The organism is Streptomyces sp. NPDC058872 (assembly GCF_042743065.1).
Taxonomy (GTDB): Bacteria; Actinomycetota; Actinomycetes; order Streptomycetales; family Streptomycetaceae; genus Streptomyces.
Genome location: NZ_JBHYMK010000069.1, coordinates 15,062 through 35,491, shown reverse-complemented (window position 1 = coordinate 35,491; position 20,430 = coordinate 15,062). Strand labels below are relative to the sequence as shown.

Genomic DNA, 20,430 nt, shown 5'->3' with positions numbered 1-20,430 from the left:
GCGTGCCGCTGGGGGGGGCGGGGGGGGGGTTGCCCCGGGCCCCCCGGGGGGGCCCGCCCGGGCGGCGGGGGGGGGGGGGGCCCCGGGGGGGGGGGGGGTCCCCCGCGGCGCCCTCGCCCCTCGTGCGGCTCCGGGCGCTCAGCCCTGGGCGACGGCCTTCGGGTCCATCCAGAAGACCTCCCAGTGGTGGCCGTCCAGGTCGCTGAAGGAGCGGCTGTACATGAAGCCCATGTCCATCGGTTCCTTCGCCGGGGCGGCACCGGCGACGAGGGCGGCATCGGCGAGCTCGTCCGCCGCCTCCCGGCTCTCGGCGCTCAGGGTGATGAGCACCTCGGAGTTCGCGGTCGCGTCCGAGACCCCCTTGCCGGGGGCGGTGAAGGACAGGAACTTCTCCTCGGTGAGCAGCATCGCGAAGATCGTGTCGCTGATGACGACGCACGCGGCGGTCTCGTCCGTGAACTGCGGATTGATGGCGTAGCCGAGCTTCTCGAAGAAGGCCTTGCTGGCGTCGAGGTCCTTCACGGGCAGGTTCACGAAGATCATCTGCGGGGCCATGGCGCTCTCTCTTCCCTCGTGCGGTGCTGTCGAGGAGTAAGACGGTGCGGCGCCCCGGAACTCATCGCCCTTCCGGAGGTTTCTTCGCTCCGGTCGTGGAACGCAGTTCCAGGGCCGCCAGCGGGACGAAGCCGCCGCCCGTCCCTCCGAGGGGTTCACCGGGGCCGGCGAGCCGGCGCAGCATGGCCAGGGCGATCCGCTCGCCCTGCGCCTTGGCCCGCTCGGCCCGCGGCCCCCGGTGGAGCCCGTCGACGGAGGCGTGCCAGAGCTGCACCCACCGGCCGAAGTGGGCGGCGGTGAGCGGCCGGGCGGCATGGAGGGCGGCGTGCGGGCCGAAGGCGTCCCGGCCGTACGCGGCGGTGCGGAACAGCGCGCGCTCCCAGAAGTCGCCGATGTCCGGCAGGTGGGCCTCCAGGTCGGTGCCTGCGGTCTCGGTGAAGAAGGGGCCGATCAGCGGGTCGGCGAAGGCCGCGCCGTAGAAGCGCCGCAACAGCGCGTCGAGGTCGTGACGGTCACCGATGTCCGAGGTGGCAGGCATCTTCCCAGTCTCCCCGAGGGCAGCGGCTCCTCCCCCGTGCCGAAGGTCCCGGTTTCCGCTCCCCCGTGGGCCGGAGGTCCCGTTCTCCGGGTCGGACCCGGGCGCCGAAGGTCCCGGCGATCGCCGCCTCCCCGTCACCGCTTGTTGATGTGCAGTCAACTACGCGCTCCTAGGTTCCGGAAGCGCGCAACCCCTTCGCCGACCGGTGCGACGGGGCGGTTCACCATCCTCTTCGGGAGCGAGACGTGGAGCGACGCAACTTCCTGCGCGGAGCGGTCATCGGCACCTCGGCCGCCGCCTTCGGCGGCAGCCTGTGGCAGAGCGCGGCCTTCGCCGCCCCCGCCCAGCCCGGCACCGGCCCCTACGGGGCGCTCGGCACCGCGGACGCGAACGGCATCCAGCTGCCCTCCGGGTTCAGCAGCCGGGTGATCGCCCGGTCCGGTCAGGCCGTGACCGGCACCTCGTACGCCTGGCACAGCGCTCCTGACGGCGGCGCCTGCTTCGCCGACGGCACCGGCTGGATCTACGTCTCCAATGCGGAGATCAACCCCGGCGGCGGCGCGAGCGCGGTGGCCTTCGACGCGACGGGCGCGATCACCGGCGCGTACCGCATCCTCTCCGGCACCCGCCAGAACTGCGCCGGCGGCAAGACCCCGTGGAGCACCTGGCTGTCCTGCGAGGAGGTGTCCCGCGGCTACGTCTACGAGACGGACCCGTGGGGCGGCACCGCCACCCGCCGGGACGCAATGGGCCGGTTCAAGCACGAGGCGGCGGCAGCCGACCCGGTGCGCCGGGTGGTCTACCTGACCGAGGACGAGAGCGACGGCTGCTTCTACCGCTTCGTGCCCACCACCTGGGGCGACCTCTCCGCCGGCACCCTCCAGGTCCTCAAGGCGGGCAACGCCACCTCCGGCAGCTTCAGCTGGCAGGACGTGCCGGACCCGGACGGGGCGCCCACCTCCACCCGCAAGCAGGTCTCGGGCGCCAAGCGCTTCAACGGCGGCGAGGGCTGTCACTACGCGAACGACACCGTGTGGTTCACCACCAAGGGCGACAACCGGGTCTGGCAGGTCAACCTCGCCGCCGGCACCTACGAACTGGCCTACGACGACTCGCTGGTGGTCGGCGGCGGCGCACCGCTGACCGGCGTGGACAACATCACCGGCAGCTCCTCCGGCGACCTGTTCGTCGCCGAGGACGGCGGCAACATGGAGATCTGCATCATCACGCCGGACGACGTCGTGACGCCGTTCCTGCGGATCACCGGCCAGTCCGGCTCCGAAATCACCGGACCGGCCTTCTCCCCCGACGGCACGCGGCTGTACTTCTCCAGCCAGCGCGGCACCAGCGGCAGCTCCTCGGGCGGCATCACCTACGAGGTCACCGGCCCGTTCCGGGCGTAACCGCCCGCACAACACCGCAGGTCCACCGGCCGCTGGGCGCCCCCGAGGAGGGCGGCGCCCAGCGGCGTCAGCGTGTGCAGGACCGCGTTGCCGTGGCGGAGGGTCGCGATGAGCCCGGCCTCGCGCAGCACGCCCGCGTGCTGACTGGCCGAGGCCAGCGAGACCCCGGCCCTGCGGGCCAGCTCACTGGTCGTCCCGCCGTCCCCGATGGCGTGCAGGACGGCCGAGCGGGTCTGACCGACGAGCTTGGCGAGCGAGGATCCGCCCGGGGCGCGGACGGTCGGCGCCTCCCCGTGGGTGACGGGGTAGACGAGGACCGGCGGCAGCGCGGGGTCACGGAGCACGACCGGGGTCTCCCGGCAGAAGTACGAGGGCTGGAGCAACAGCCCCCGGCCGTCGAGCCGGACCTCCCGGTCGACCGGATAGTCCGCCTCCAGGACCGGCGCCCGCCAGCGCAGCATCGGCGGCAGCGAGGCGAGCAGTTCGTCCGCACCGCCGTCCAGGAGGGCCCGCCCCCGACGGGCCCGGTCGGCCTCGACACTGGCCCGAATGTGCGGCCAGTACGGCTCGATGACCGCCCGGTGGTAGCTGCGCAGGGCCCCCACGAGCCGGTCGAAGGGCTCCGCGCCGCCGTCGGCGAGGGCGCGCAGCGAGTGCGGCACGCTCCGGCCCCCGGACCGGTCGGCGGCGAGCAGGGCGAGTTCGCCGCGCAGCCGTCCCGGCTCGGTGGCACGGATCGCCTGGAGGCCCTCGTCGAGCCCGTGGACCCCCTCGGCGGGCGTCAGGAAGTCGGGAAAATAACCGCGGCCGGGAACGAGCGCGGCGAGGAGTCGGGTCTCGCCGCCGAGCCGCATCCGGGCACCCGATCGCCATTCTCCGTAGACGACCGAGCCGCGCCGGTCTCTTAGACGGTGAAAACTCAGAATCGTTTCCCACAGAACGTCCGGCCGGGCGGCAGTCCGCACCCCCGCCAAGTCGTTTCCCGTGAAATGAATCCGCAGCATGAAGGTCCCCACCTGTGCACTCGCAACCACCCCCGACGACGAGTATGCACAGCATCACAGCACGTTACCAGGGTGTTTCAGCCACAGTTGAAAGGCATCGCGGCAATCGGGGGGGAACCGAAAAGCTGTACGGGTCGGGCAGGAAACCTTCAGGACCGAGGTGACGTGGTGAAGACCGTGGGGGGCTTTGCCCGTCCGGCGGCGGTCGGCGAGGTTGCGGCTCACCTGCCCGACAACGGTAAAGGGCGCGGCCTCCGGGTGGGGATCCGGAGGTCGCGCCCGCCCCGTTCTTTGCGCTGAGGAATCAAAGAAGTTCAAGGGCCAATAATCCAATCGGCCGCAATTGAACATTGACTCACATCAGCTCGACAAACAAACGAACAAACAACGGGACGGACACCTCCGCACAAAGGTGTCCGTCCCGTCTCTTTTGTGAATCCGGAGCCGCCGCCCGTCGGTGAGGGTCAAAGAGGTGACCGACGGCGGCCCCGGTGGTCTCAGCGGCTGTCGCTGCCCTTCGCCTCGGCGGCCGCGCGGCCCGCCTCCAGGCGCGCCACCGGGATCCGGAACGGCGAGCAGGAGACGTAGTCGAGGCCCACCTCGTGGAAGAAGTGCACCGACTCCGGGTCTCCGCCGTGCTCGCCGCAGACGCCGAGCTTGATGTCCGGGCGGGTGGCACGGCCGGCCTCGACCGCGCTGCGGACCAGGGAGCCCACGCCGTCCTTGTCGATGGTCTCGAAGGGGCTGACGCCGAAGATGCCCTTCTCCAGGTACGCGGTGAAGAACGAGGCCTCCACGTCGTCGCGGGAGAAGCCCCACACCGTCTGGGTGAGGTCGTTGGTGCCGAAGGAGAAGAACTCCGCGGCCTCGGCGATCTGACCGGCGGTCACCGCGGCGCGCGGCAGCTCGATCATGGTGCCGAGCGCGAGCGTGAGCTCGACGCCGGTCTGCGCCTGGACCTCGGCGATGACCTGCTCGGCCTCCTCCCGGACGATCTCCAGCTCCTGGACGGTGCCGACGAGCGGGATCATGATCTCGGCGCGCGGGTCGCCCTTGGCGTCGATGCGGTGGGCGGCGGCCTCCGCGATCGCCCTGACCTGCATGGTGAACAGGCCCGGGATGACCAGGCCCAGACGGACGCCCCGCAGGCCCAGCATCGGGTTCTGCTCGTGCAGCCGGTGCACGGCCTGGAGCAGCCTCAGGTCGTTCTCGTGCGGCTCCTTGCGGGACTCGGCGAGGGCGACGCGGACCGACAGCTCGGTGATGTCGGGGAGGAACTCGTGGAGCGGCGGGTCGAGCAGCCGGACCGTGACGGGAAGCCCGTCCATGGCCTCGAAGAGCTCGATGAAGTCCTGCTTCTGCAGCGGCAGCAGGGCTTCCAGGGCCTGGTCGCGCTCGACGTCCGTGTCGGCCAGGATGAGCCGCTCGACGTACTGGCGGCGCTCGCCGAGGAACATGTGCTCGGTGCGGCACAGGCCGATGCCCTGGGCGCCGAAGCGACGGGCGCGCGAGGCGTCCTCGGCGTTGTCGGCGTTGGCTCGGACGCGCAGCCGGCGGACCCGGTCGGCGTAGGCCATGATCCGGTGGACGGCGGCGACGAGCTCGTCGGCGTCGTCGGCGCCGGCGTGCATGCGGCCCTCGAAGTACTCGACGACCGGGGACGGCACGACGGGCACCTCGCCGAGGTAGACCTTGCCGGTGGAGCCGTCGATGGAGACGACGTCCCCCTCCTCGACGACCTGGCCGTCGGCCGTGGTCATCCGACGGCGCTTGGTGTCGACCTCCAGCTCCTCGGCGCCGCAGACACAGGTCTTGCCCATGCCGCGGGCGACGACGGCGGCGTGCGAGGTCTTGCCGCCGCGGGAGGTGAGGATGCCCTCGGCCGCGATCATGCCGTCCAGGTCGTCCGGGTTGGTCTCGCGGCGGATCAGGATGACCTTCTCGCCGGAGCGGGACCACTTGACGGCCGTGTAGGAGTCGAAGACGGCCTTGCCGACGGCCGCGCCCGGCGAGGCGGCGATGCCGCGGCCGATCTGCTCGACCTTGGCGGTCTCGTCGAACTTGGGGAACATCAGCTGGGCGAGCTGGGCACCGGTGACCCGCTGGAGCGCCTCCGCCTCGTCGATCAGCCCCTGGTCCACCAACTGCGTGGCGATGCGGAAGGCGGCACCGGCGGTGCGCTTGCCGACGCGGGTCTGGAGCATCCAGAGCTGACCGCGCTCGATGGTGAACTCGATGTCGCAGAGATCCTTGTAGTGGGTCTCCAGGGTGCTCATGATGTGCATGAGCTGGTCGTAGGACTTCTTGTCGATCGACTCGAGGTCGGCCAGCGGCACGGTGTTGCGGATGCCGGCGACGACGTCCTCGCCCTGCGCGTTCTGCAGGTAGTCGCCGTAGACGCCGGCGTGGCCGGAGGCGGGGTCGCGGGTGAAGGCGACGCCGGTGCCGGAGTCCGGGCCGAGGTTGCCGAAGACCATCGAGCAGACGTTGACGGCGGTGCCGAGGTCGCCCGGGATGCGCTCCTGGCGGCGGTACAGCTTGGCGCGGTCCGTGTTCCAGGAGTTGAAGACGGCCTCGATGGCGAGGTCCATCTGCTCGCGCGGGTCCTGGGGGAAGTCGCGGCCGGTCTCGGCCTTGACGACCTCCTTGAAGTGCTCGACGACCTTCTGGAGGTCCGCGGCGTCGAGGTCGGTGTCGCTGGCGACGCCCTTCGCGACCTTGGCCTCGTCGAGGGCCTCCTCGAAGAGGTCGCCCTCGACGCCGAGCACGGTCTTGCCGAACATCTGGATGAGGCGGCGGTACGAGTCCCAGGCGAAGCGCTCGTTGTCGGCCTGGCGGGCGAGGCCGGTCACGGACTCGTCGGAGAGTCCGATGTTGAGGACGGTGTCCATCATGCCCGGCATGGAGAACTTGGCGCCCGAACGGACCGAGACGAGGAGCGGGTCGTCGGCCTGGCCGAGCTTCTTGCCCATCTGCTGCTCAAGGGCGTCGAGGTGGGCGCTCACTTCGTCGCGGAGCTCGACCGGCTCGGAGCCGCTCTCGAGGTAGACCTTGCACGCCTCGGTGGTGATCGTGAAGCCCGGAGGGACCGGCAGGCCGAGGTTGGTCATCTCGGCGAGGTTGGCGCCCTTGCCACCGAGCAGGTCCTTCAGGTCCCTGTTGCCCTCGGTGAAGTCGTACACGAACTTCTGATCATTTTTTTCCGACACGGGTCCCGACTCCTCGACGACTCGGTTGGCTGCCCTGACGGCGAGGAACATACCCAGATCGAAGGCTTCTGGGGAGGTACGCCTACCGGTCACACGGTCTTAACCACCCGTCCGCCAGCACTTCGAAAGTTTCCGAGGCGAAGCTTCCGCTTTCACGCCCCGAAGGCCGGTTGACCCAATCCAGCACTTAGACGCTCACATGAGCGTCCGATCGAGCACTTGTGTTCAACTTCTGAACACAAAATGGGTGGCACTGAGTGCCACCCATTCAGGATGTACAGCCGGACGTAATATGCTCATCTGAGCACTAACCCCCTCAGGGGTGGCGAGGATCACTCCCTCGAACGAGCCGGATCTCAGCCGCCGGACGTATCCAGCTCGGCGTCCTCGCTCACTCCGGCACAGTCATAGGGGTCCTTCAACCAGCCGTCCGGCAGGACGACTCGGTTATTTCCGGACGTACGGCCCCTAGGACCGTCCGCCCCCACCGGCCAGGGCTGGTCAAGGTCGAGCTCGCTCAACTGAGCGCGCAGCTCGTCCAGGGAGGAGGTGACCGCCAGCTTCTTGCGCATCTCGGAGCCGACCGCAAAGCCCTTCAAGTACCAGGCCACGTGCTTCCGGAAGTCGATGACACCGCGTGCCTCGTCGCCCAGCCACTCGCCAAGCAGCCGCGCGTGCCGCACCATCGCGTCCGCGACCTCCCGCAGCCCCGGCTGCGCGTACTCCCCGGTGCCCTCGAAGGCCGACACCAGGTCCCCGAAGAGCCACGGGCGCCCCAGGCAGCCGCGGCCCACGACGACGCCGTCGCAGCCCGTCTCGCGCATCATCCGCAGGGCGTCGTCCGCCGACCAGATGTCTCCGTTGCCGAGCACCGGGATCTCCGGCACGTGCTCCTTGAGCCGCGCGATCGCGTCCCAGTCGGCCGTGCCGCCGTAGTGCTGGGCCGCCGTCCGCCCGTGCAGGGCGATCGCCGTGACCCCCTCCTCGACCGCGATCCGGCCCGCGTCCAGGTAGGTGATGTGGTCGTCGTCGATGCCCTTGCGCATCTTCATCGTGACCGGCAGGTCACCCGCGTTGCCCACGGCCTCGTTCAGGATCGCCCGCAGCAGCGGCCTCTTGTAGGGAAGCGCCGAGCCCCCGCCCTTCCGGGTCACCTTGGGAACCGGGCACCCGAAGTTCAGGTCGATGTGGTCGGCCAGGTCCTCGTCGACGATCATCCGCACCGCCTTGCCGACGGTCACCGGATCCACCCCGTACAGCTGGATCGAGCGCGGCTGCTCCGACGCGTCGAAGCGGATGAGCTGCATCGTCTTCTCGTTGCGCTCGACCAGGGCGCGCGTCGTGATCATCTCGCTCACGAACAGCCCCTTGCCGCCGCTGAACTCACGGCAGAGGGTGCGGAAGGGGGCGTTGGTGATGCCGGCCATCGGGGCGAGCACCACCGGCGGCTGCACGGTGTGCGGCCCGATGGCAAGAGGGGTGAACGCGGTCATGGGGCCCATTGTCCCGCACGGCGCGGACTCCCCGTCGGCCGTACGATCCGCACATGCCCGAGCTCACGCGCAGTCGCCGGCTGGTCGTGCTCGCGATCTGCTGCATGAGCCTGCTGATCGTCAGCCTGGACAACACCGCGCTCAACGTCGCTCTGCCCGCCATGCGGCGTGACCTCGCCGCCGACGTCTCCGGCCTGCAGTGGACCATCGACGCCTACACCCTGGTCCTCGCCTCCCTGCTGATGCTCTCCGGGTCCACCGCCGACCGGATCGGCCGCCGGAAGGTCTTCGTCACCGGTCTGGGCGTCTTCGCGCTGGGCTCGCTGCTCTGTTCCCTCGCACCGAACCTGGAGGCCCTGGTCGCCTTCCGGGCGGTGCAGGCCGTGGGCGGGTCCATGCTGAACCCGGTCGCCATGTCGATCATCACCAACACCTTCACGGAGCCCGCCGCACGCGCGCGTGCCATCGGGATCTGGGGTGGTGTCGTCGGCGTCTCCATGGCCGCCGGACCGCTGGTGGGCGGGCTGCTCGTCCAGTCGGTCGGTTGGCGCGCGATCTTCTGGGTCAACCTCCCGGTCGCCCTCGCCGCACTGCTCCTGACCCTGCGGTACGTCCCCGAGTCCCGCGCGCCCCGGCCACGACGCCCCGACCCCGTCGGGCAGCTCCTGGTGGCGGCGCTCCTCGGCTCGCTGACGTACGCGATCATCGAGACGGACCCCCTCTTCGCCGCCTTCGCGGCCGTCGCGCTCATCGGACTGCTGCACTACGAGCCCCGGCGCCGCGATCCCCTCATCGACCTCCGGTTCTTCCGCAGCGCCCCGTTCAGCGGGGCCACCGTGATCGCGGTCTGCGCCTTCGCCTCGCTGGGCGGCTTCCTCTTCCTGAACACCCTGTACCTCCAGGACGTGCAGGGGCTCTCCCCACTGGACGCCGGACTCTGGATGCTGCCGATGGCCGGCATGACCTTCGTCTTCGCCCCGCTGTCGGGACGGCTCACGGCGGCACGCGGACCGCGCCCCCCGCTCCTGCTCGCGGGAACGGCGATGACGGCCGGACCACTGCTCTTCGCCGCCTTCGCCGCCGAGACCAGCGATCCGCTGCTCCTCACCGGGTACGTGCTCTTCGGCATCGGCTTCGGCCTGGTGAACGCCCCCATCACCAACACGGCCGTCTCCGGGATGCCCCGTGCGCAGGCCGGAGTGGCGGCGGCAGTGGCCTCCACGAGCCGCCAGGTCGGACAGACCCTGGGGGTCGCGGTGATCGGCGCGGTCCTGGCGGCGGGGGCCGGTGCCGCACCGCCCCCGGAGGCGTTCGTGGCGGCGGCCCGCCCCGGCTACTGGATCATCACCGGCTGTGGCCTCGCCGTGCTGGGGGTCGGGGCGCTGAGCAGCGGCAGGTGGGCGCGGCGCACGGCCGAGCGGACGGCACGCTGCCTGACGGCGGAAGGCGGTCCGGGGGGCAGTCCGACGGGCGGTCCCGAGGGCGGTCCGACGGGCGGGTCTCAGACCGCCGCCGGGGCGCCCTCCTCCTGAGCCGCCGCGGTCGCCCGCTCCCGGACCACCAGGTCGAGCAGACGGGCCACTCCCGCCTGGGTGGCCTCGTCCACGGGAACGTAGGTGACGAGGTGGGTGCCGGCGTTCGGGCCGAGCCACAGATTGGTGTGCTCGAAGCTGAGCAGCCCGACCCGGGGGTTCCGCACCAGCTTGATGCGGCTGCCGGGAGCGACCACCTCGCGTCGGGCCCAGATGTCCCGGAACTCGGGCGAGGCCTCTTCGAGCCGTCGCACGAGCGCCTTCCAGGCGGGCTCGGCCAGGTGCTCGGCCATGGAGGCGCGGAGCTTCCCGGCGAGCAGCCGCGCGACCTCGGGGATGTCCGTGACCGCCGCCCGGAACTCCCGGTCCGTGAAGGCCAGCCAGAGGGTGTTGCGGTCCTCGCGGGGCAGCGCGTCCAGGTCGCGGAAGAGGTGCCCGAAGGTGCGGTTGTAGGCCAGGAAGTCGTATCGGCTGTTCTGGATCGCGGCGGGTACCGGCTCCAGTTGGTCGAGGAGACGGCGCAGGGTGGGGGTGACGACGGCGCAGGGCGCCTCGGGGTGCGGGTCGGCGTGCCCGGCGAGGGCGAAGAGGTGGTTGCGCTCGGTGGGGTCGAGCAGCAGCGCTCCTGCGAGGGCGTCCAGGACCTGCGGGGACACCTGGATGTTCCGGGCCTGTTCGAGCCAGGTGTACCAGGTGACGCCGACGGCCGAGAGGTGCGCGACCTCCTCGCGGCGCAGGCCGGGGGTGCGGCGGCGCGGGCCCCTCGGCAGCCCGACCTCCTCGGGGGTGATGCGCTCGCGCCGGCTGCGCAGGAAGGCGGCGAGCTCGTGGCGGCGCACATCGGGTTCGCTCATCGGGGCGTCGGGCGTGCCCTCCGCCGTTCCGGCCGTGGTCGTCGCCGCTCCGGGCGGGTTCATCGCCATGACGGTCATGCCTCCAGCGTGACGGGGCGATCAGCCGGTTTCCAGGTACTGCCTGTACCAGGATAAAGACACTCTGGTACCAGACTGAGCGGGGTCGGAAGCTCGGTTGCGTGACTTCGACCTCCCTTTCCGTCCGCGCTCCCGTCCCGACCGGTGGTCGGCCGGCGGCGGCGCTCGGCCCCCTGGGCCTGTTCACCGTCCTGCTCGGCGCCGCGCTCCCCCTCATCGACTTCTTCATCGTCAACGTCGCCCTGCCGGCCATCGACCGCGACCTGGCCGCCGGCCCGGCGCTCCTCGAACTGGTCGTCGCCGGGTACGGCCTGCCGTACGCGGTGCTGCTCGTCCTCGGCGGGCGGCTCGGCGACCTCTTCGGCCGGCGGCGGCTCTTCCTCGTCGGCATGGCCGCCTTCGGTCTGACCTCGCTCGCCTGCGGGCTCGCCCCCGACGCCTGGACCCTGGTCGCGGCCCGGGTCGCCCAGGGGGCGGCGTCGGCACTGATGCTGCCGCAGGTGCTCGCGACCATCCACTCCTCGACCCGGGGGGCGCGGCGGGCGAGGGCGCTCAGCCTGTACGGGGCGACCGGCGGCCTCTCGATGGCGGGTGGCCAGATCCTGGGCGGGGTGCTGGTGACCGCCGACCTCGCGGGCTCCGGCTGGCGCGCGGTGTTCCTGGTGAACGTGCCGGTGGCCGTGGCCGGGCTGGTCCTCGCCGTCCGCTCGGTGCCGGAGACCCGCTCGGACCGGCCGGCACCGGTGGACGTGCCGGGCACGGTGCTCCTCGCGGTCGGGTTGCTCTCCCTGCTGGCACCGTTGACGGAGGGCCGTGCGGCCGGCTGGCCGCTGTGGACGTGGGTGTCGCTCGCGGTGTTCCCGTTCGCGGCCGGCGCCTTCTGGTGGGTGGAGCGGCGGGCGGACCGCCGGGGTGCCACGCCGTTGGTCCCGCCGAGCCTGTTGGCCCTGGTGTCGCTGCGGCGCGGGATCCTGGTGGTGTTGCCGCTCTCCTTGGGCTTCAGCGGCTTCATGTTCGTGATCGCGGTGGCGCTCCAGCAGGGTCTGGGCATGGGGGCGGTGGCCTCCGGTCTGGCGCTGGTGCCGATGGCCCTCGCGTTCTTCGGCGCTTCGCTGGCGGGGCCCCGGCTGGTGCGGCGCTGGGGGACCCGGGTCGTGCCGGCGGGGGCCCTGCTCCAGGGGCTCGGCATCGCCGCGATCGCCTGGTCGGTGGGGCGCGACTGGCAGGGGCTCTCGGCGGCCGATCTGCTGCCGGGCATGGCGGTGGCCGGGTTCGGTCAGGGCCTCCAGTTGCCGGTGCTCTTCCGGGTGGTGCTCTCCGAGGTCCCGTCGGAGCGGGCGGGCGTGGGCAGCGGGGTGATGGTGACCGTGCAGCAGTCGGCGTTGACGCTCGGCGTGGCGACCTTGGGATCGCTCTTCCTCTCGCTGGCCTCCGCGCCCGCCGAGATGGGTGCGGCGCTGCGGACGACGCTGCTGGTCCAGCTGGGCGTGGTGGCGCTGACGCTGCTGCTGGGCCTGCGACTCCCCCGCACAGTGAAGTGACAATTATTGAAATCTGTCATCGGTCATGTCATGGTCGATGCATGACTGCACTGCGAAACCCCGTCCCCACCCGCCCGCTCGGCACCACCGGCCCGAGCGTCTCCGCCCTCGGCCTCGGCTGCATGGGCATGTCCGCCCTGTACGGCGGGAGCGACCGGGCCGAGTCGATCGCCACCCTCCACGCCGCCCTGGACGCCGGGGTGACCCTGCTCGACACGGGCGACTTCTACGGGATGGGGCACAACGAGCTCCTGATCGCCGAAGCCCTGCGCACCGCCCCTTCCGCCGCCCGCGAGCAGGCCCTGACCAGCGTGAAGTTCGGCGCCCTCCGCACCGTGGAGGGCGGCTTCACCGGGTACGACGGCCGCCCGGCCGCGGTGAAGAACTTCGCGGCGTACTCGCTGCAGCGCCTCGGTCGGGACCACATCGACATCTACCGGATCGCCCGCGTCGACCCGGACGTGCCGATCGAGGAGACCGTCGGGGCCATCGCCGAGCTGGTCACGGCCGGACACGTGAAGCACATCGGCCTCTCCGAGGTCGGCGCGGACACCCTGCGCCGGGCAGCGGCCGTGGCACCGATCGCGGACCTCCAGATCGAGTACTCGCTGATCTCCCGGTCCATCGAGGAGAAGGTCCTCCCCGCCGCCCGCGAGCTCGGCATCGGCGTCACCGCGTACGGGGTGCTGTCCCGGGGGCTGATCAGCGGCCACTTCACCCGGGACCGCACGCTCGGCCCCGGCGACTTCCGCGGGACGTCACCCCGCTTCCAGGGCGAGAACCTCGGCCGGAACCTGGACCTGGTGGACCGGCTGCGCGCGGTCGCCGAGGCCCGGGGCGTCACGGTCGCCCAGGCGGCGATCGCCTGGGTCCTGGCCCAGGGCCCCCGGCACGGCGTCGACGTCGTGCCGCTCGTCGGGGCCCGGCGCCGGGACCGGCTCGCAGAGGCCCTCGGCGCCCTGGAGGTCACCCTCGACGCCGCCGACCTGGCGGCGATCGAGGAGGCCGTCCCGGCGGGCGCCGCGGCCGGCGAGCGGTATCCGGCGGCCCAGATGGCCCATCTGGACAGCGAGCGCTGACGGGTACTGTCATGCCATGGCCGCCACCGAGACCCTGACCGCAGAGCGCATCCTCGAAGCCACCGAGGAGGTGCTGCGACGCTACGGCCCCGCCAAGGCGACCGTCGTCGACGTGGCCCGGGTGCTCGGCGTCAGCCACGGCAGCGTCTACCGCCACTTCCGCACGAAGGCGGCGCTGCGCGAGGCGGTCACCGAGCGGTGGCTGGAGCGGACCATCCTCGCGCTCCGCCCCTACGTCGAGGCCGGGGGTCCCGCGGACCGGCGGCTCACCGACTGGCTCACGGCCCTCTTCTCCCTCAAGCGCAAGAAGGCGGGCGGTGACCCGGAACTGATGGCCACCTTCCAGGTGCTGATCGGCGAGAACAGTGCCGTGGTCGACCGGCACGAGCAGCACCTGATCGAGCAGATCGCCGGGATCCTCCGGGACGGCCACCGGGAGGGCCTGTTCACGATCCGGGAACCGGACGTCCCGACCACGGCCCGCGCGGTCTTCCACGCCACGGACCGCTTCCACAACCCGGCCCACGCGGCCGACTGGTCGGCCCCGGACGCCGAGCAGGCCTTCACCGCGGTCGTGTCCCTCGTGCAGCGGGCCCTCAGGGCCTGAGCAGCGAGGACCGCCCGCCCCTTGAAGATCACTTGGCTCGGATTTTCCCCTTCCTTGTTCTGCGCATGACTAGCGTGCTCGCGCACCACGACCACAGGAGCTCCCAGGGGGAACCATGTCCGCACCCGCCAAGCCGGCCCGCTCGGGAGGCGCCGCAGCGATCGGCTGGATCCTCACGATCGGCCTCAATGTCATCGCGCCGGTCATCACGTACAACACGCTGACCGAGGACCACGGCTGGTCCGAGTTCTCCGCCCTGCTCCTGAGCAGCGCCTGGCCGGTGCTGGACGGTGCGATCATGATCGCCTGGCGTCGCAAGCTGGACGAATTCGCCGTCGTGACCCTGGTCTTCCTGGTGATCACGGCGGTGGCCTCGCTCGTCGGCGCGCACACCGCCCGCGCCCTGCTGGTCAAGGACTCCGGCGTGACGGGCCTGTTCGGCCTGCTCTGCCTGGGCACCCTGCTGACCCCGCGCCCGCTGATGTTCTCCTTCGGCCGGAAGTTCGCGACCGACGGCACCCCGGCGGGCACCGCCTGGTGGAACGGCATGTGGCAGTTCGAGGGCTTCCGCTCGACCATGCGCACGATGACGCTGGTCTGGGGCGTCGCCTACGTCGCCGAGGCACTGGTCCGCGTCGCGCTGGCGTACCTCCTGCCGACCGCGACCATGGTGGCCCTCAGCCCGATCATGATCTACGGGGTCCTCGGCGCCCTCGCCGTCTGGACGGCGTGGTTCGGGAAGCGCCGCGCGGCCGAGGGCGCCCGGCGCCGGACCGAGGCCGAGGCCGAGGCGGCAACCGCCTGATGACGCGGGAAGGCTCCCGGTTCCTGAGGAACCGGGAGCCTTCCCGCACGAACGACCGGGTTCAGCAGCCGAGCAGACGGCTGCCCAGGTAGCCCTGGATCTGGTCGAGGGAGACGCGCTCCTGCTTCATGCTGTCGCGCTCGCGCACGGTCACCGCGTTGTCGTCGAGGGTGTCGAAGTCGACGGTGATGCAGAACGGGGTGCCGATCTCGTCCTGGCGGCGGTAGCGGCGGCCGATGGCGCCGGCGTCGTCGAACTCGATGTTCCAGTTCTGTCGCAGGTCCGCGGCCAGCCCCTTGGCCTTCGGGGAGAGCTGCGGGTTGCGCGAGAGCGGCAGGACGGCGGCCTTGACCGGGGCCAGGCGGTGGTCGAGGCGCAGCACCGTGCGCTTCTCCATGACGCCCTTGGCGTTGGGGGCCTCGTCCTCGGTGTACGCGTCGAGCAGGAAGGCCAGCATCGTGCGGCCGACACCGGCGGCGGGCTCGATGACGTACGGCGTGTAGCGCTCGTTGGACTCCTGGTCCAGGTAGGTGAGGTTGGCGCCGGAGGCCTTGGAGTGGGCGCTCAGGTCGTAGTCGGTGCGGTTGGCGACGCCCTCCAGCTCGCCCCACTCGCTGCCGCCGAAGGAGAAGCGGTACTCGATGTCGGCGGTGCGCTTCGAGTAGTGGGAGAGCTTCTCCTGCGGGTGCTCGAACCAGCGCATGTTCTCCTCGCGGAGACCCAGGCCGGTGTACCAGTTCCAGCGCTGCTGCATCCAGTACTCCTGCCACTGCTCGTCCTCGCCCGGCTTGACGAAGAACTCCATCTCCATCTGCTCGAACTCGCGGGTGCGGAAGATGAAGTTGCCCGGAGTGATCTCGTTCCGGAAGGACTTGCCCATCTGCGCGATGCCGAACGGGGGCTTCTTGCGCGAGGTCGTCTGCACCTGGGAGAAGTTGGTGAAGATGCCCTGGGCGGTCTCGGGACGCAGGTAGGCGACGGAGCCGGTGTCCTGGGTCGGGCCGAGGTGCGTGGAGAGCAGACCGGAGAACTGCTTGGGCTCGGTGAAGGTGCCCTTGTTGCCGCAGTGGGGGCAGTTGAGGTCGGTGAGGCTCTCGGGGAGACGGCCGTGCTTCTCCTCGTACGCCTCCTCCAGGTGGTCGGCGCGGAAGCGCTTGTGGCAGGAGGTGCACTCGGTCAGCGGGTCGGTGAAGGTGGCGACGTGACCGGAGGCCTCCCAGACCTCGGTGGCCAGGATGACCGACGAGTCGATGCCGACGACGTCCTCGCGCGCGGTGACCATGTAACGCCACCACTGGCGCTTGATGTTCTCCTTGAGTTCGACACCCAGCGGTCCGTAGTCCCAGGCGGCACGCTGGCCGCCGTAGATCTCGCTGCAGGGGTAGACGAAGCCACGGCGCTTGCTCAGGCTGACGATGGTGTCGATCTTGTCGGCGGCCACGGTGCTCTCTTCATTACGAGGACGAAGTGCGAATGCCTCAGGTTACCGGCGCCCGCACCCCCCGTTTCAAATCGGTCCGGCACTCGGGGTCGGCGGAGGATCTCCGAGGGGTTCGCGAGGAAGGGCGTGGGGTGGACCACAGGAAAGGCAATTGACAACCGTTTCCAGTTTTGTTGAAAATGACTGTCATGAACGTACGTCGCCTCATACCCCGCACCGCCCTCGCCGGAGCCGTCGCGCTCGGCCTCGTCTCCCTCACCGCCTGCGCCGGCACCTCGGACGCCGCGGACAAGGGGAACGGCGGCAAGCTGGACGTGGTGGCGTCGTTCTACCCCATGCAGTACCTGGCCGAGCAGATAGGCGGCGGCCACGTCGCCGTCACCACGCTCACCAAGCCCGGCGTCGAACCCCACGACCTGGAGCTCAAGCCGAAGCAGATCGGCGAGCTCGGCGAGGCCGACGTCATCCTCTACCTCAAGGGCATCCAGCCCGCCGTCGACGAGGCCATCGCCCAGGCCGGCGTCACGCACACCGTCGACGCGACCACACTCACGGAGCTCGAAGAGCACGGCACCGGGGTCGGCCACGACCACGAGGGCGAGGAAGCGGGCCACGACCACGCCGCCGAGGCCGGCGCCGACCCGCACGTCTGGCTCGACCCCGTGAAGTACGCCGAGGTCGCGAAGGGCGTCGGCAGCACCCTGGAGAAGGCCGACCCGGACCACGCCGCCGACTACCGGAAGAACACCGACGCCCTGCTGAAGAAGCTCGACGCGCTGAACACCGAGTTCGAAACGGGCCTCGAGTCCACCGCCACCAGGACCTTCATCACCACCCACTCCGCCTTCGGCTACCTCGCCGAGCGCTACGACCTGGAGCAGGAGGGCATCACCGGAGTCGACCCCGAGTCCGAGCCGAGCCCCGCCCGCATCAAGGAACTCCAGGACATCGCCGAGAAGGACAAGGTCTCCACCGTCTTCTTCGAGACCCTGGCGAGCGACAAGACCGCGAAGACCCTCGCCGGCGACACCGGCCTCAGGACCGATGTGCTCGACCCGCTCGAGGGCATCACGGACAAGTCCAAGGGCGACGACTACATCGAGGTCATGCAGTCCAACCTCGCCGCACTGAAGAAGGCCCTCGGCGCCAAGTGACCACAGCACACCAGGAGGTACGAGCCATGGCGTCCCCGGATCCCGTCCTTTCCGTCCGCGGAGCCACGGCGGCCCTCGGCGCACGGCCCGTCCTCCGCGGCGTCGACCTCACCGTCCACCGCGGCGAGGTCGTCGCCCTGCTCGGGGCCAACGGCTCCGGCAAGTCCACCGCCGTCCGCGCCGTGATCGGCCAGGTGCCGCTGACCGACGGCACCATCGAGTTGTTCGGCACCGCACGGAAGCGGTTCCGCGCCTGGGCCCGGATCGGCTACGTGCCGCAGCGCACCACCGCCGCGGCCGGCGTCCCCGCCACCATCCGCGAGGTCGTCTCCTCGGGTCGGCTCTCCCGCCGCGCGTTCGGCTGGGCGACGAAGGCGGACCGGGCGGCCGTCGACCGGGCCATCGAGCTCGTCGGCCTCGCCGACCGCGCCAAGGACTCCGTCTCCGCGCTCTCCGGCGGTCAGCACCAGCGGGTCCTGATCGCCCGCGCCCTCGCTTCGGAGCCCGAACTCCTCATCATGGACGAGCCGATGGCCGGCGTGGACCTCGCGAGCCAGGAAATCCTCGCCTCGACCCTGCGCGAACAGGTCGCCGGCGGCACGTCGGTGCTCCTCGTCCTGCACGAACTGGGCCCCCTGGAGCCGCTGATCGACCGCGCGGTCGTCCTGCGCGACGGCTGCGTCGTCCACGACGGCCCGCCGCCCGAGGCCCTCGGCCAGCACGCCCTGCCGGGCCACGACCACGTACATCCGCACGCGGCCGGCGAGCCGCTCCGCACGGGACTGCTGACCTGACCATGGACTTCCTCGAACCCGCCTTCATGCAGAGGTCGCTCCTCGCGGCCGTCCTCGTCGGCATCACCGCGCCCGCCGTCGGCATCTACCTCGTCCAGCGCCGCCAGGCCCTGATGGGCGACGGCATCGGCCACGTCGCCATGACCGGCGTCGGACTCGGCTTCCTGCTGAACTCCAGCCCGGTCTGGATGGCGACGCTCGTCGCCGTCGCGGGCTCGATCGCGATGGAACTGATCCGGGCGTACGGGAAGACCCGTGGCGACCTCGCGCTCGCGCTGCTCTTCTACGGCGGCATGGCCGGCGGCGTCATGCTGACCAGCCTCTCGACGACCGGCTCCAACGCCAACCTCACGACGTACCTCTTCGGCTCGCTCTCCACCGTCTCGCCGGAGGACGTCACCGCGATCAGCATCCTCGCGGCCTTCGTCATCCTGATCACGGTCGGCCTGCGCAAACAGCTCTTCGCGGTCAGCCAGGACGAGGAATTCGCGCGGGTCACCGGCCTGCCGGTGCGGGCCATGAACCTGCTGATCGCGGTCACCGCCGCGGTGACCGTCACGGTCGCCATGCGGGTCGTCGGCCTGCTGCTCGTCAGCGCCCTCATGGTGGTGCCGGTGGCAGCCGCCCAGCAGCTGTCGAAGTCCTTCCGCGCGACCTTCGTCCTCGCGGTGGCGACCGGCATCACCGTCACCCTGGCGGGCACGGTCACCTCGTACTACCAGGACGTGCCGCCCGGCGCGACGATCGTCCTGTACGCGATCGGGATCTTCATCGCGTTGACCTTCCTCGCCGCCCCGCTCGCCCGGCGGAGGGCCCGACTCGCCGAGGCGGGCGCCCAGGACTGCGACGCACGGGTCCCGGGCACCCGGCGCCCGACGGACGACGTGAAGGTCTGACCCGCGGCAGGCCCGCGGGGTACGGGGGACTGGCAGAATGGCGGGGCAGACAAGCATCCAAGGAGGCCCCCGTGGTGACGGCAGGACCCCCCGTACGCGGCCGCTCGACCAAGCAGCGGGCCGCCGTGTCGGCGGCACTGAACGAGGTGGACGAGTTCCGCAGCGCCCAGGAACTGCACGACATGCTCAAGCACCGCGGTGACTCCGTCGGCCTCACCACCGTCTACCGCACGCTGCAGTCCCTCGCGGACGCCGGCGAGGTGGACGCGCTGCGCACCAGCGAAGGCGAGACGGTGTACCGCCGCTGCTCGACCGGCGACCACCACCACCACCTGGTCTGCCGCGTCTGCGGCAAGGCCGTGGAGGTGGAGGGCCCGATGGTGGAGCAGTGGGCCGAGGCGATCGCCTCGGAACACGGCTTCGTGAACGTGGCGCACACCGTGGAGATCTTCGGCACGTGCGCGGACTGTTCCGCCCAGTGACCTGACATACCCGGGGCCCGTACCGATGCTCTTTCGGTACGGGCCCTTCGGGTGTCCTCCCGGCCTCGGGTCCGGGCGGCGTCGCGCCCCGCGAAGATGCGGACCCGGCCGGCTGCGGCCGGGTCCGCCACGCCCGTCAGGCCTTGTCGAGGACGGCCAGGTCGGCCGGGTCGACGCCGCCGAAACGCCGGTCGCGCTGGGCGAACTCGACGCAGGCCCGCCACAGGTCGCGGCGGTCGAAGTCGGGCCAGAGCACGTCCTGGAACACCATCTCGGCGTACGCGCTCTGCCAGATCAGATAGTTCGAGGTGCGCTGCTCACCACTGGGCCGCAGGAAGAGGTCCACGTCCGGCATGTCCGGGTAGTACAGGTACTTCTGGATCGTCTTCTCGGTGATCTTCGCCGGGTCCAGCTTGCCCGCCCGCACGTCCTCCGCGAGCGCCTGCGCCGCGTCCGCGAGCTCCGCCCGACCGCCGTAGTTCATGCAGAAGTACAGCGTCAGCTTGGTGTTGTCCTTGGTCTGCTCCTGTGCGACCTGGAGCTCCTTGGCCACCGACTTCCACAGCTTGGGCATCCGACCCACCCAGCGCACGCGGATGCCGAGCGCGTCGAGCTGGTCACGGGTCTTGCGGATGAAGTCCCGGTTGAAGTTCATCAGGAAGCGCACTTCTTCGGGGGAGCGCTTCCAGTTCTCGGTGGAGAAGGCGTACAGCGAGATCGCCCCCACGCCCATCTCGATCGCGCCCTGGAGCACGTCCAGCACCTGTTCGGCGCCGACCTTGTGCCCCTCGGTGCGGGGAAGTCCGCGCTCCTTCGCCCAGCGGCCGTTGCCGTCCATGACGATCGCGACGTGCTCCGGCACCAGCTCCGGCTGGAGCTTCGGCGGACGGGCACCGGAGGGGTGCGGCTCGGGGGTCCTGTACTCCCGACGCTGGCGCCCGAGGAGTCGTGCGATGGCCATGGAT

General features: G+C 70.9%; 18 protein-coding genes. 10 read left to right on the top strand and 8 right to left on the bottom strand.

The window, feature by feature from the left end; translation table 11 throughout:
- Window positions 1–138 precede the first annotated feature (138 nt).
- The gene (locus ACFW22_RS31120) at window positions 139–555 is read right to left on the bottom strand and encodes a VOC family protein (protein WP_386411057.1); all 417 of its coding nucleotides are present in this window, start codon (window positions 553–555) and stop codon (window positions 139–141) included.
- A 61-nt stretch (window positions 556–616) separates the two neighbouring features.
- The gene (locus ACFW22_RS31115) at window positions 617–1,093 is read right to left on the bottom strand and encodes a group III truncated hemoglobin (protein WP_386411054.1); all 477 of its coding nucleotides are present in this window, start codon (window positions 1,091–1,093) and stop codon (window positions 617–619) included.
- Window positions 1,094–1,338: 245 nt separating this feature from the next.
- Between ACFW22_RS31115 and ACFW22_RS31110 the strand changes: the two genes are divergently transcribed.
- Window positions 1,339–2,496: a PhoX family protein gene (locus ACFW22_RS31110; RefSeq protein ID WP_386411051.1), complete on the top strand. Its 1,158-nt coding sequence runs from the start codon at window positions 1,339–1,341 to the stop codon at window positions 2,494–2,496.
- Here ACFW22_RS31110 and ACFW22_RS31105 read toward each other — a convergent pair.
- From ACFW22_RS31105 to dusB, 3 genes are all read right to left on the bottom strand, one after another.
- Entirely contained in the window at window positions 2,466–3,500 is a 1,035-nt protein-coding gene (locus ACFW22_RS31105; RefSeq protein WP_386411048.1) for a helix-turn-helix domain-containing protein, read from the bottom strand. The two genes, ACFW22_RS31110 and ACFW22_RS31105, sit on opposite strands and share 31 nt — an antisense overlap.
- Before the next feature lie 497 nt (window positions 3,501–3,997).
- On the bottom strand, window positions 3,998–6,709 hold the full coding sequence (gene ppdK, locus ACFW22_RS31100; RefSeq protein WP_386411045.1) for a pyruvate, phosphate dikinase: 2,712 nt from the start codon (window positions 6,707–6,709) through the stop codon (window positions 3,998–4,000).
- 356 nt (window positions 6,710–7,065) lie between these two features.
- Window positions 7,066–8,202, bottom strand: a complete 1,137-nt coding sequence (dusB, locus tag ACFW22_RS31095; protein WP_386411042.1) for a tRNA dihydrouridine synthase DusB — start codon at window positions 8,200–8,202, stop codon at window positions 7,066–7,068.
- A 53-nt stretch (window positions 8,203–8,255) separates the two neighbouring features.
- Here dusB and ACFW22_RS31090 point away from each other — a divergent pair, with 53 nt between their 5' ends.
- Window positions 8,256–9,734 carry an MFS transporter gene (locus tag ACFW22_RS31090; RefSeq protein ID WP_386411039.1) on the top strand — a complete coding sequence of 493 codons (1,479 nt, stop codon included), beginning with the start codon at window positions 8,256–8,258 and terminating at the stop codon, window positions 9,732–9,734.
- On the opposite strand, the gene ACFW22_RS31085 is transcribed toward ACFW22_RS31090, so the two are convergent.
- On the bottom strand, window positions 9,704–10,657 hold the full coding sequence (locus tag ACFW22_RS31085; RefSeq protein WP_386411060.1) for a helix-turn-helix transcriptional regulator: 954 nt from the start codon (window positions 10,655–10,657) through the stop codon (window positions 9,704–9,706). The genes ACFW22_RS31090 and ACFW22_RS31085 overlap by 31 nt on opposite strands.
- A 110-nt stretch (window positions 10,658–10,767) precedes the next feature.
- Here ACFW22_RS31085 and ACFW22_RS31080 point away from each other — a divergent pair, with 110 nt between their 5' ends.
- From ACFW22_RS31080 to ACFW22_RS31065, 4 genes are all read left to right on the top strand, one after another.
- Entirely contained in the window at window positions 10,768–12,207 is a 1,440-nt protein-coding gene (locus tag ACFW22_RS31080; RefSeq protein WP_386411036.1) for an MFS transporter, read from the top strand.
- A 41-nt stretch (window positions 12,208–12,248) separates the two neighbouring features.
- Window positions 12,249–13,286, top strand: coding sequence for an aldo/keto reductase (locus ACFW22_RS31075; protein ID WP_386411033.1), 1,038 nt, complete (start codon window positions 12,249–12,251; stop codon window positions 13,284–13,286).
- Between the two features lie 16 nt (window positions 13,287–13,302).
- A complete protein-coding gene (locus ACFW22_RS31070; protein WP_386411030.1) occupies window positions 13,303–13,893 on the top strand; it encodes a TetR family transcriptional regulator in 591 nt (196 codons plus the stop codon).
- 115 nt (window positions 13,894–14,008) lie between these two features.
- Window positions 14,009–14,698, top strand: coding sequence for a VC0807 family protein (locus ACFW22_RS31065; protein WP_386411027.1), 690 nt, complete (start codon window positions 14,009–14,011; stop codon window positions 14,696–14,698).
- Window positions 14,699–14,759: 61 nt separating this feature from the next.
- Here ACFW22_RS31065 and ACFW22_RS31060 read toward each other — a convergent pair whose 3' ends face one another.
- Window positions 14,760–16,139 (bottom strand): glycine--tRNA ligase, encoded by a 1,380-nt coding sequence (locus ACFW22_RS31060; protein ID WP_386411024.1) that lies wholly within the window; start codon window positions 16,137–16,139, stop codon window positions 14,760–14,762.
- Between the two features lie 188 nt (window positions 16,140–16,327).
- Between ACFW22_RS31060 and ACFW22_RS31055 the strand changes: the two genes are divergently transcribed.
- The 4 genes from ACFW22_RS31055 (at window position 16,328) to ACFW22_RS31040 (ending at window position 19,465) form a co-directional block, all read left to right on the top strand.
- Window positions 16,328–17,293 (top strand): metal ABC transporter substrate-binding protein, encoded by a 966-nt coding sequence (locus ACFW22_RS31055; protein ID WP_386411021.1) that lies wholly within the window; start codon window positions 16,328–16,330, stop codon window positions 17,291–17,293.
- Window positions 17,294–17,319: 26 nt separating this feature from the next.
- Window positions 17,320–18,087, top strand: coding sequence for a metal ABC transporter ATP-binding protein (locus ACFW22_RS31050; protein ID WP_386411017.1), 768 nt, complete (start codon window positions 17,320–17,322; stop codon window positions 18,085–18,087).
- Window positions 18,088–18,089: 2 nt separating this feature from the next.
- Complete coding sequence (locus ACFW22_RS31045) at window positions 18,090–18,983, top strand: metal ABC transporter permease (protein ID WP_386411014.1); 894 nt, start codon at window positions 18,090–18,092, stop codon at window positions 18,981–18,983.
- Window positions 18,984–19,054: 71 nt separating this feature from the next.
- Entirely contained in the window at window positions 19,055–19,465 is a 411-nt protein-coding gene (locus tag ACFW22_RS31040) for a Fur family transcriptional regulator (protein WP_386411011.1), read from the top strand.
- Between the two features lie 136 nt (window positions 19,466–19,601).
- On the opposite strand, the gene ACFW22_RS31035 is transcribed toward ACFW22_RS31040, so the two are convergent.
- Entirely contained in the window at window positions 19,602–20,426 is an 825-nt protein-coding gene (locus ACFW22_RS31035) for an isoprenyl transferase (protein WP_386411008.1), read from the bottom strand.
- Between the last annotated feature and the right edge of the window lie 4 nt (window positions 20,427–20,430).

Excerpts from the sequence above, each read along its gene's own strand:
- ACFW22_RS31055 (WP_386411021.1), top strand. The coding sequence starts at position 16,328 with ATGAACGTACGTCGCCTCATACCCCGCACCGCCCTCGCCGGAGCCGTC.
- ACFW22_RS31045 (WP_386411014.1), top strand. The coding sequence starts at position 18,090 with ATGGACTTCCTCGAACCCGCCTTCATGCAGAGGTCGCTCCTCGCGGCC.
- ACFW22_RS31090 (WP_386411039.1), top strand. The coding sequence starts at position 8,256 with ATGCCCGAGCTCACGCGCAGTCGCCGGCTGGTCGTGCTCGCGATCTGC.
- ACFW22_RS31105 (WP_386411048.1), bottom strand. The coding sequence starts at position 3,500 with ATGCTGCGGATTCATTTCACGGGAAACGACTTGGCGGGGGTGCGGACT.
- ACFW22_RS31050 (WP_386411017.1), top strand. The coding sequence starts at position 17,320 with ATGGCGTCCCCGGATCCCGTCCTTTCCGTCCGCGGAGCCACGGCGGCC.
- ACFW22_RS31120 (WP_386411057.1), bottom strand. The coding sequence starts at position 555 with ATGGCCCCGCAGATGATCTTCGTGAACCTGCCCGTGAAGGACCTCGAC.
- ACFW22_RS31115 (WP_386411054.1), bottom strand. The coding sequence starts at position 1,093 with ATGCCTGCCACCTCGGACATCGGTGACCGTCACGACCTCGACGCGCTG.
- dusB (WP_386411042.1), bottom strand. The coding sequence starts at position 8,202 with ATGACCGCGTTCACCCCTCTTGCCATCGGGCCGCACACCGTGCAGCCG.
- ACFW22_RS31035 (WP_386411008.1), bottom strand. The coding sequence starts at position 20,426 with ATGGCCATCGCACGACTCCTCGGGCGCCAGCGTCGGGAGTACAGGACC.
- ACFW22_RS31085 (WP_386411060.1), bottom strand. The coding sequence starts at position 10,657 with ATGGCGATGAACCCGCCCGGAGCGGCGACGACCACGGCCGGAACGGCG.
- ACFW22_RS31070 (WP_386411030.1), top strand. The coding sequence starts at position 13,303 with ATGGCCGCCACCGAGACCCTGACCGCAGAGCGCATCCTCGAAGCCACC.
- ACFW22_RS31075 (WP_386411033.1), top strand. The coding sequence starts at position 12,249 with ATGACTGCACTGCGAAACCCCGTCCCCACCCGCCCGCTCGGCACCACC.
- ACFW22_RS31065 (WP_386411027.1), top strand. The coding sequence starts at position 14,009 with ATGTCCGCACCCGCCAAGCCGGCCCGCTCGGGAGGCGCCGCAGCGATC.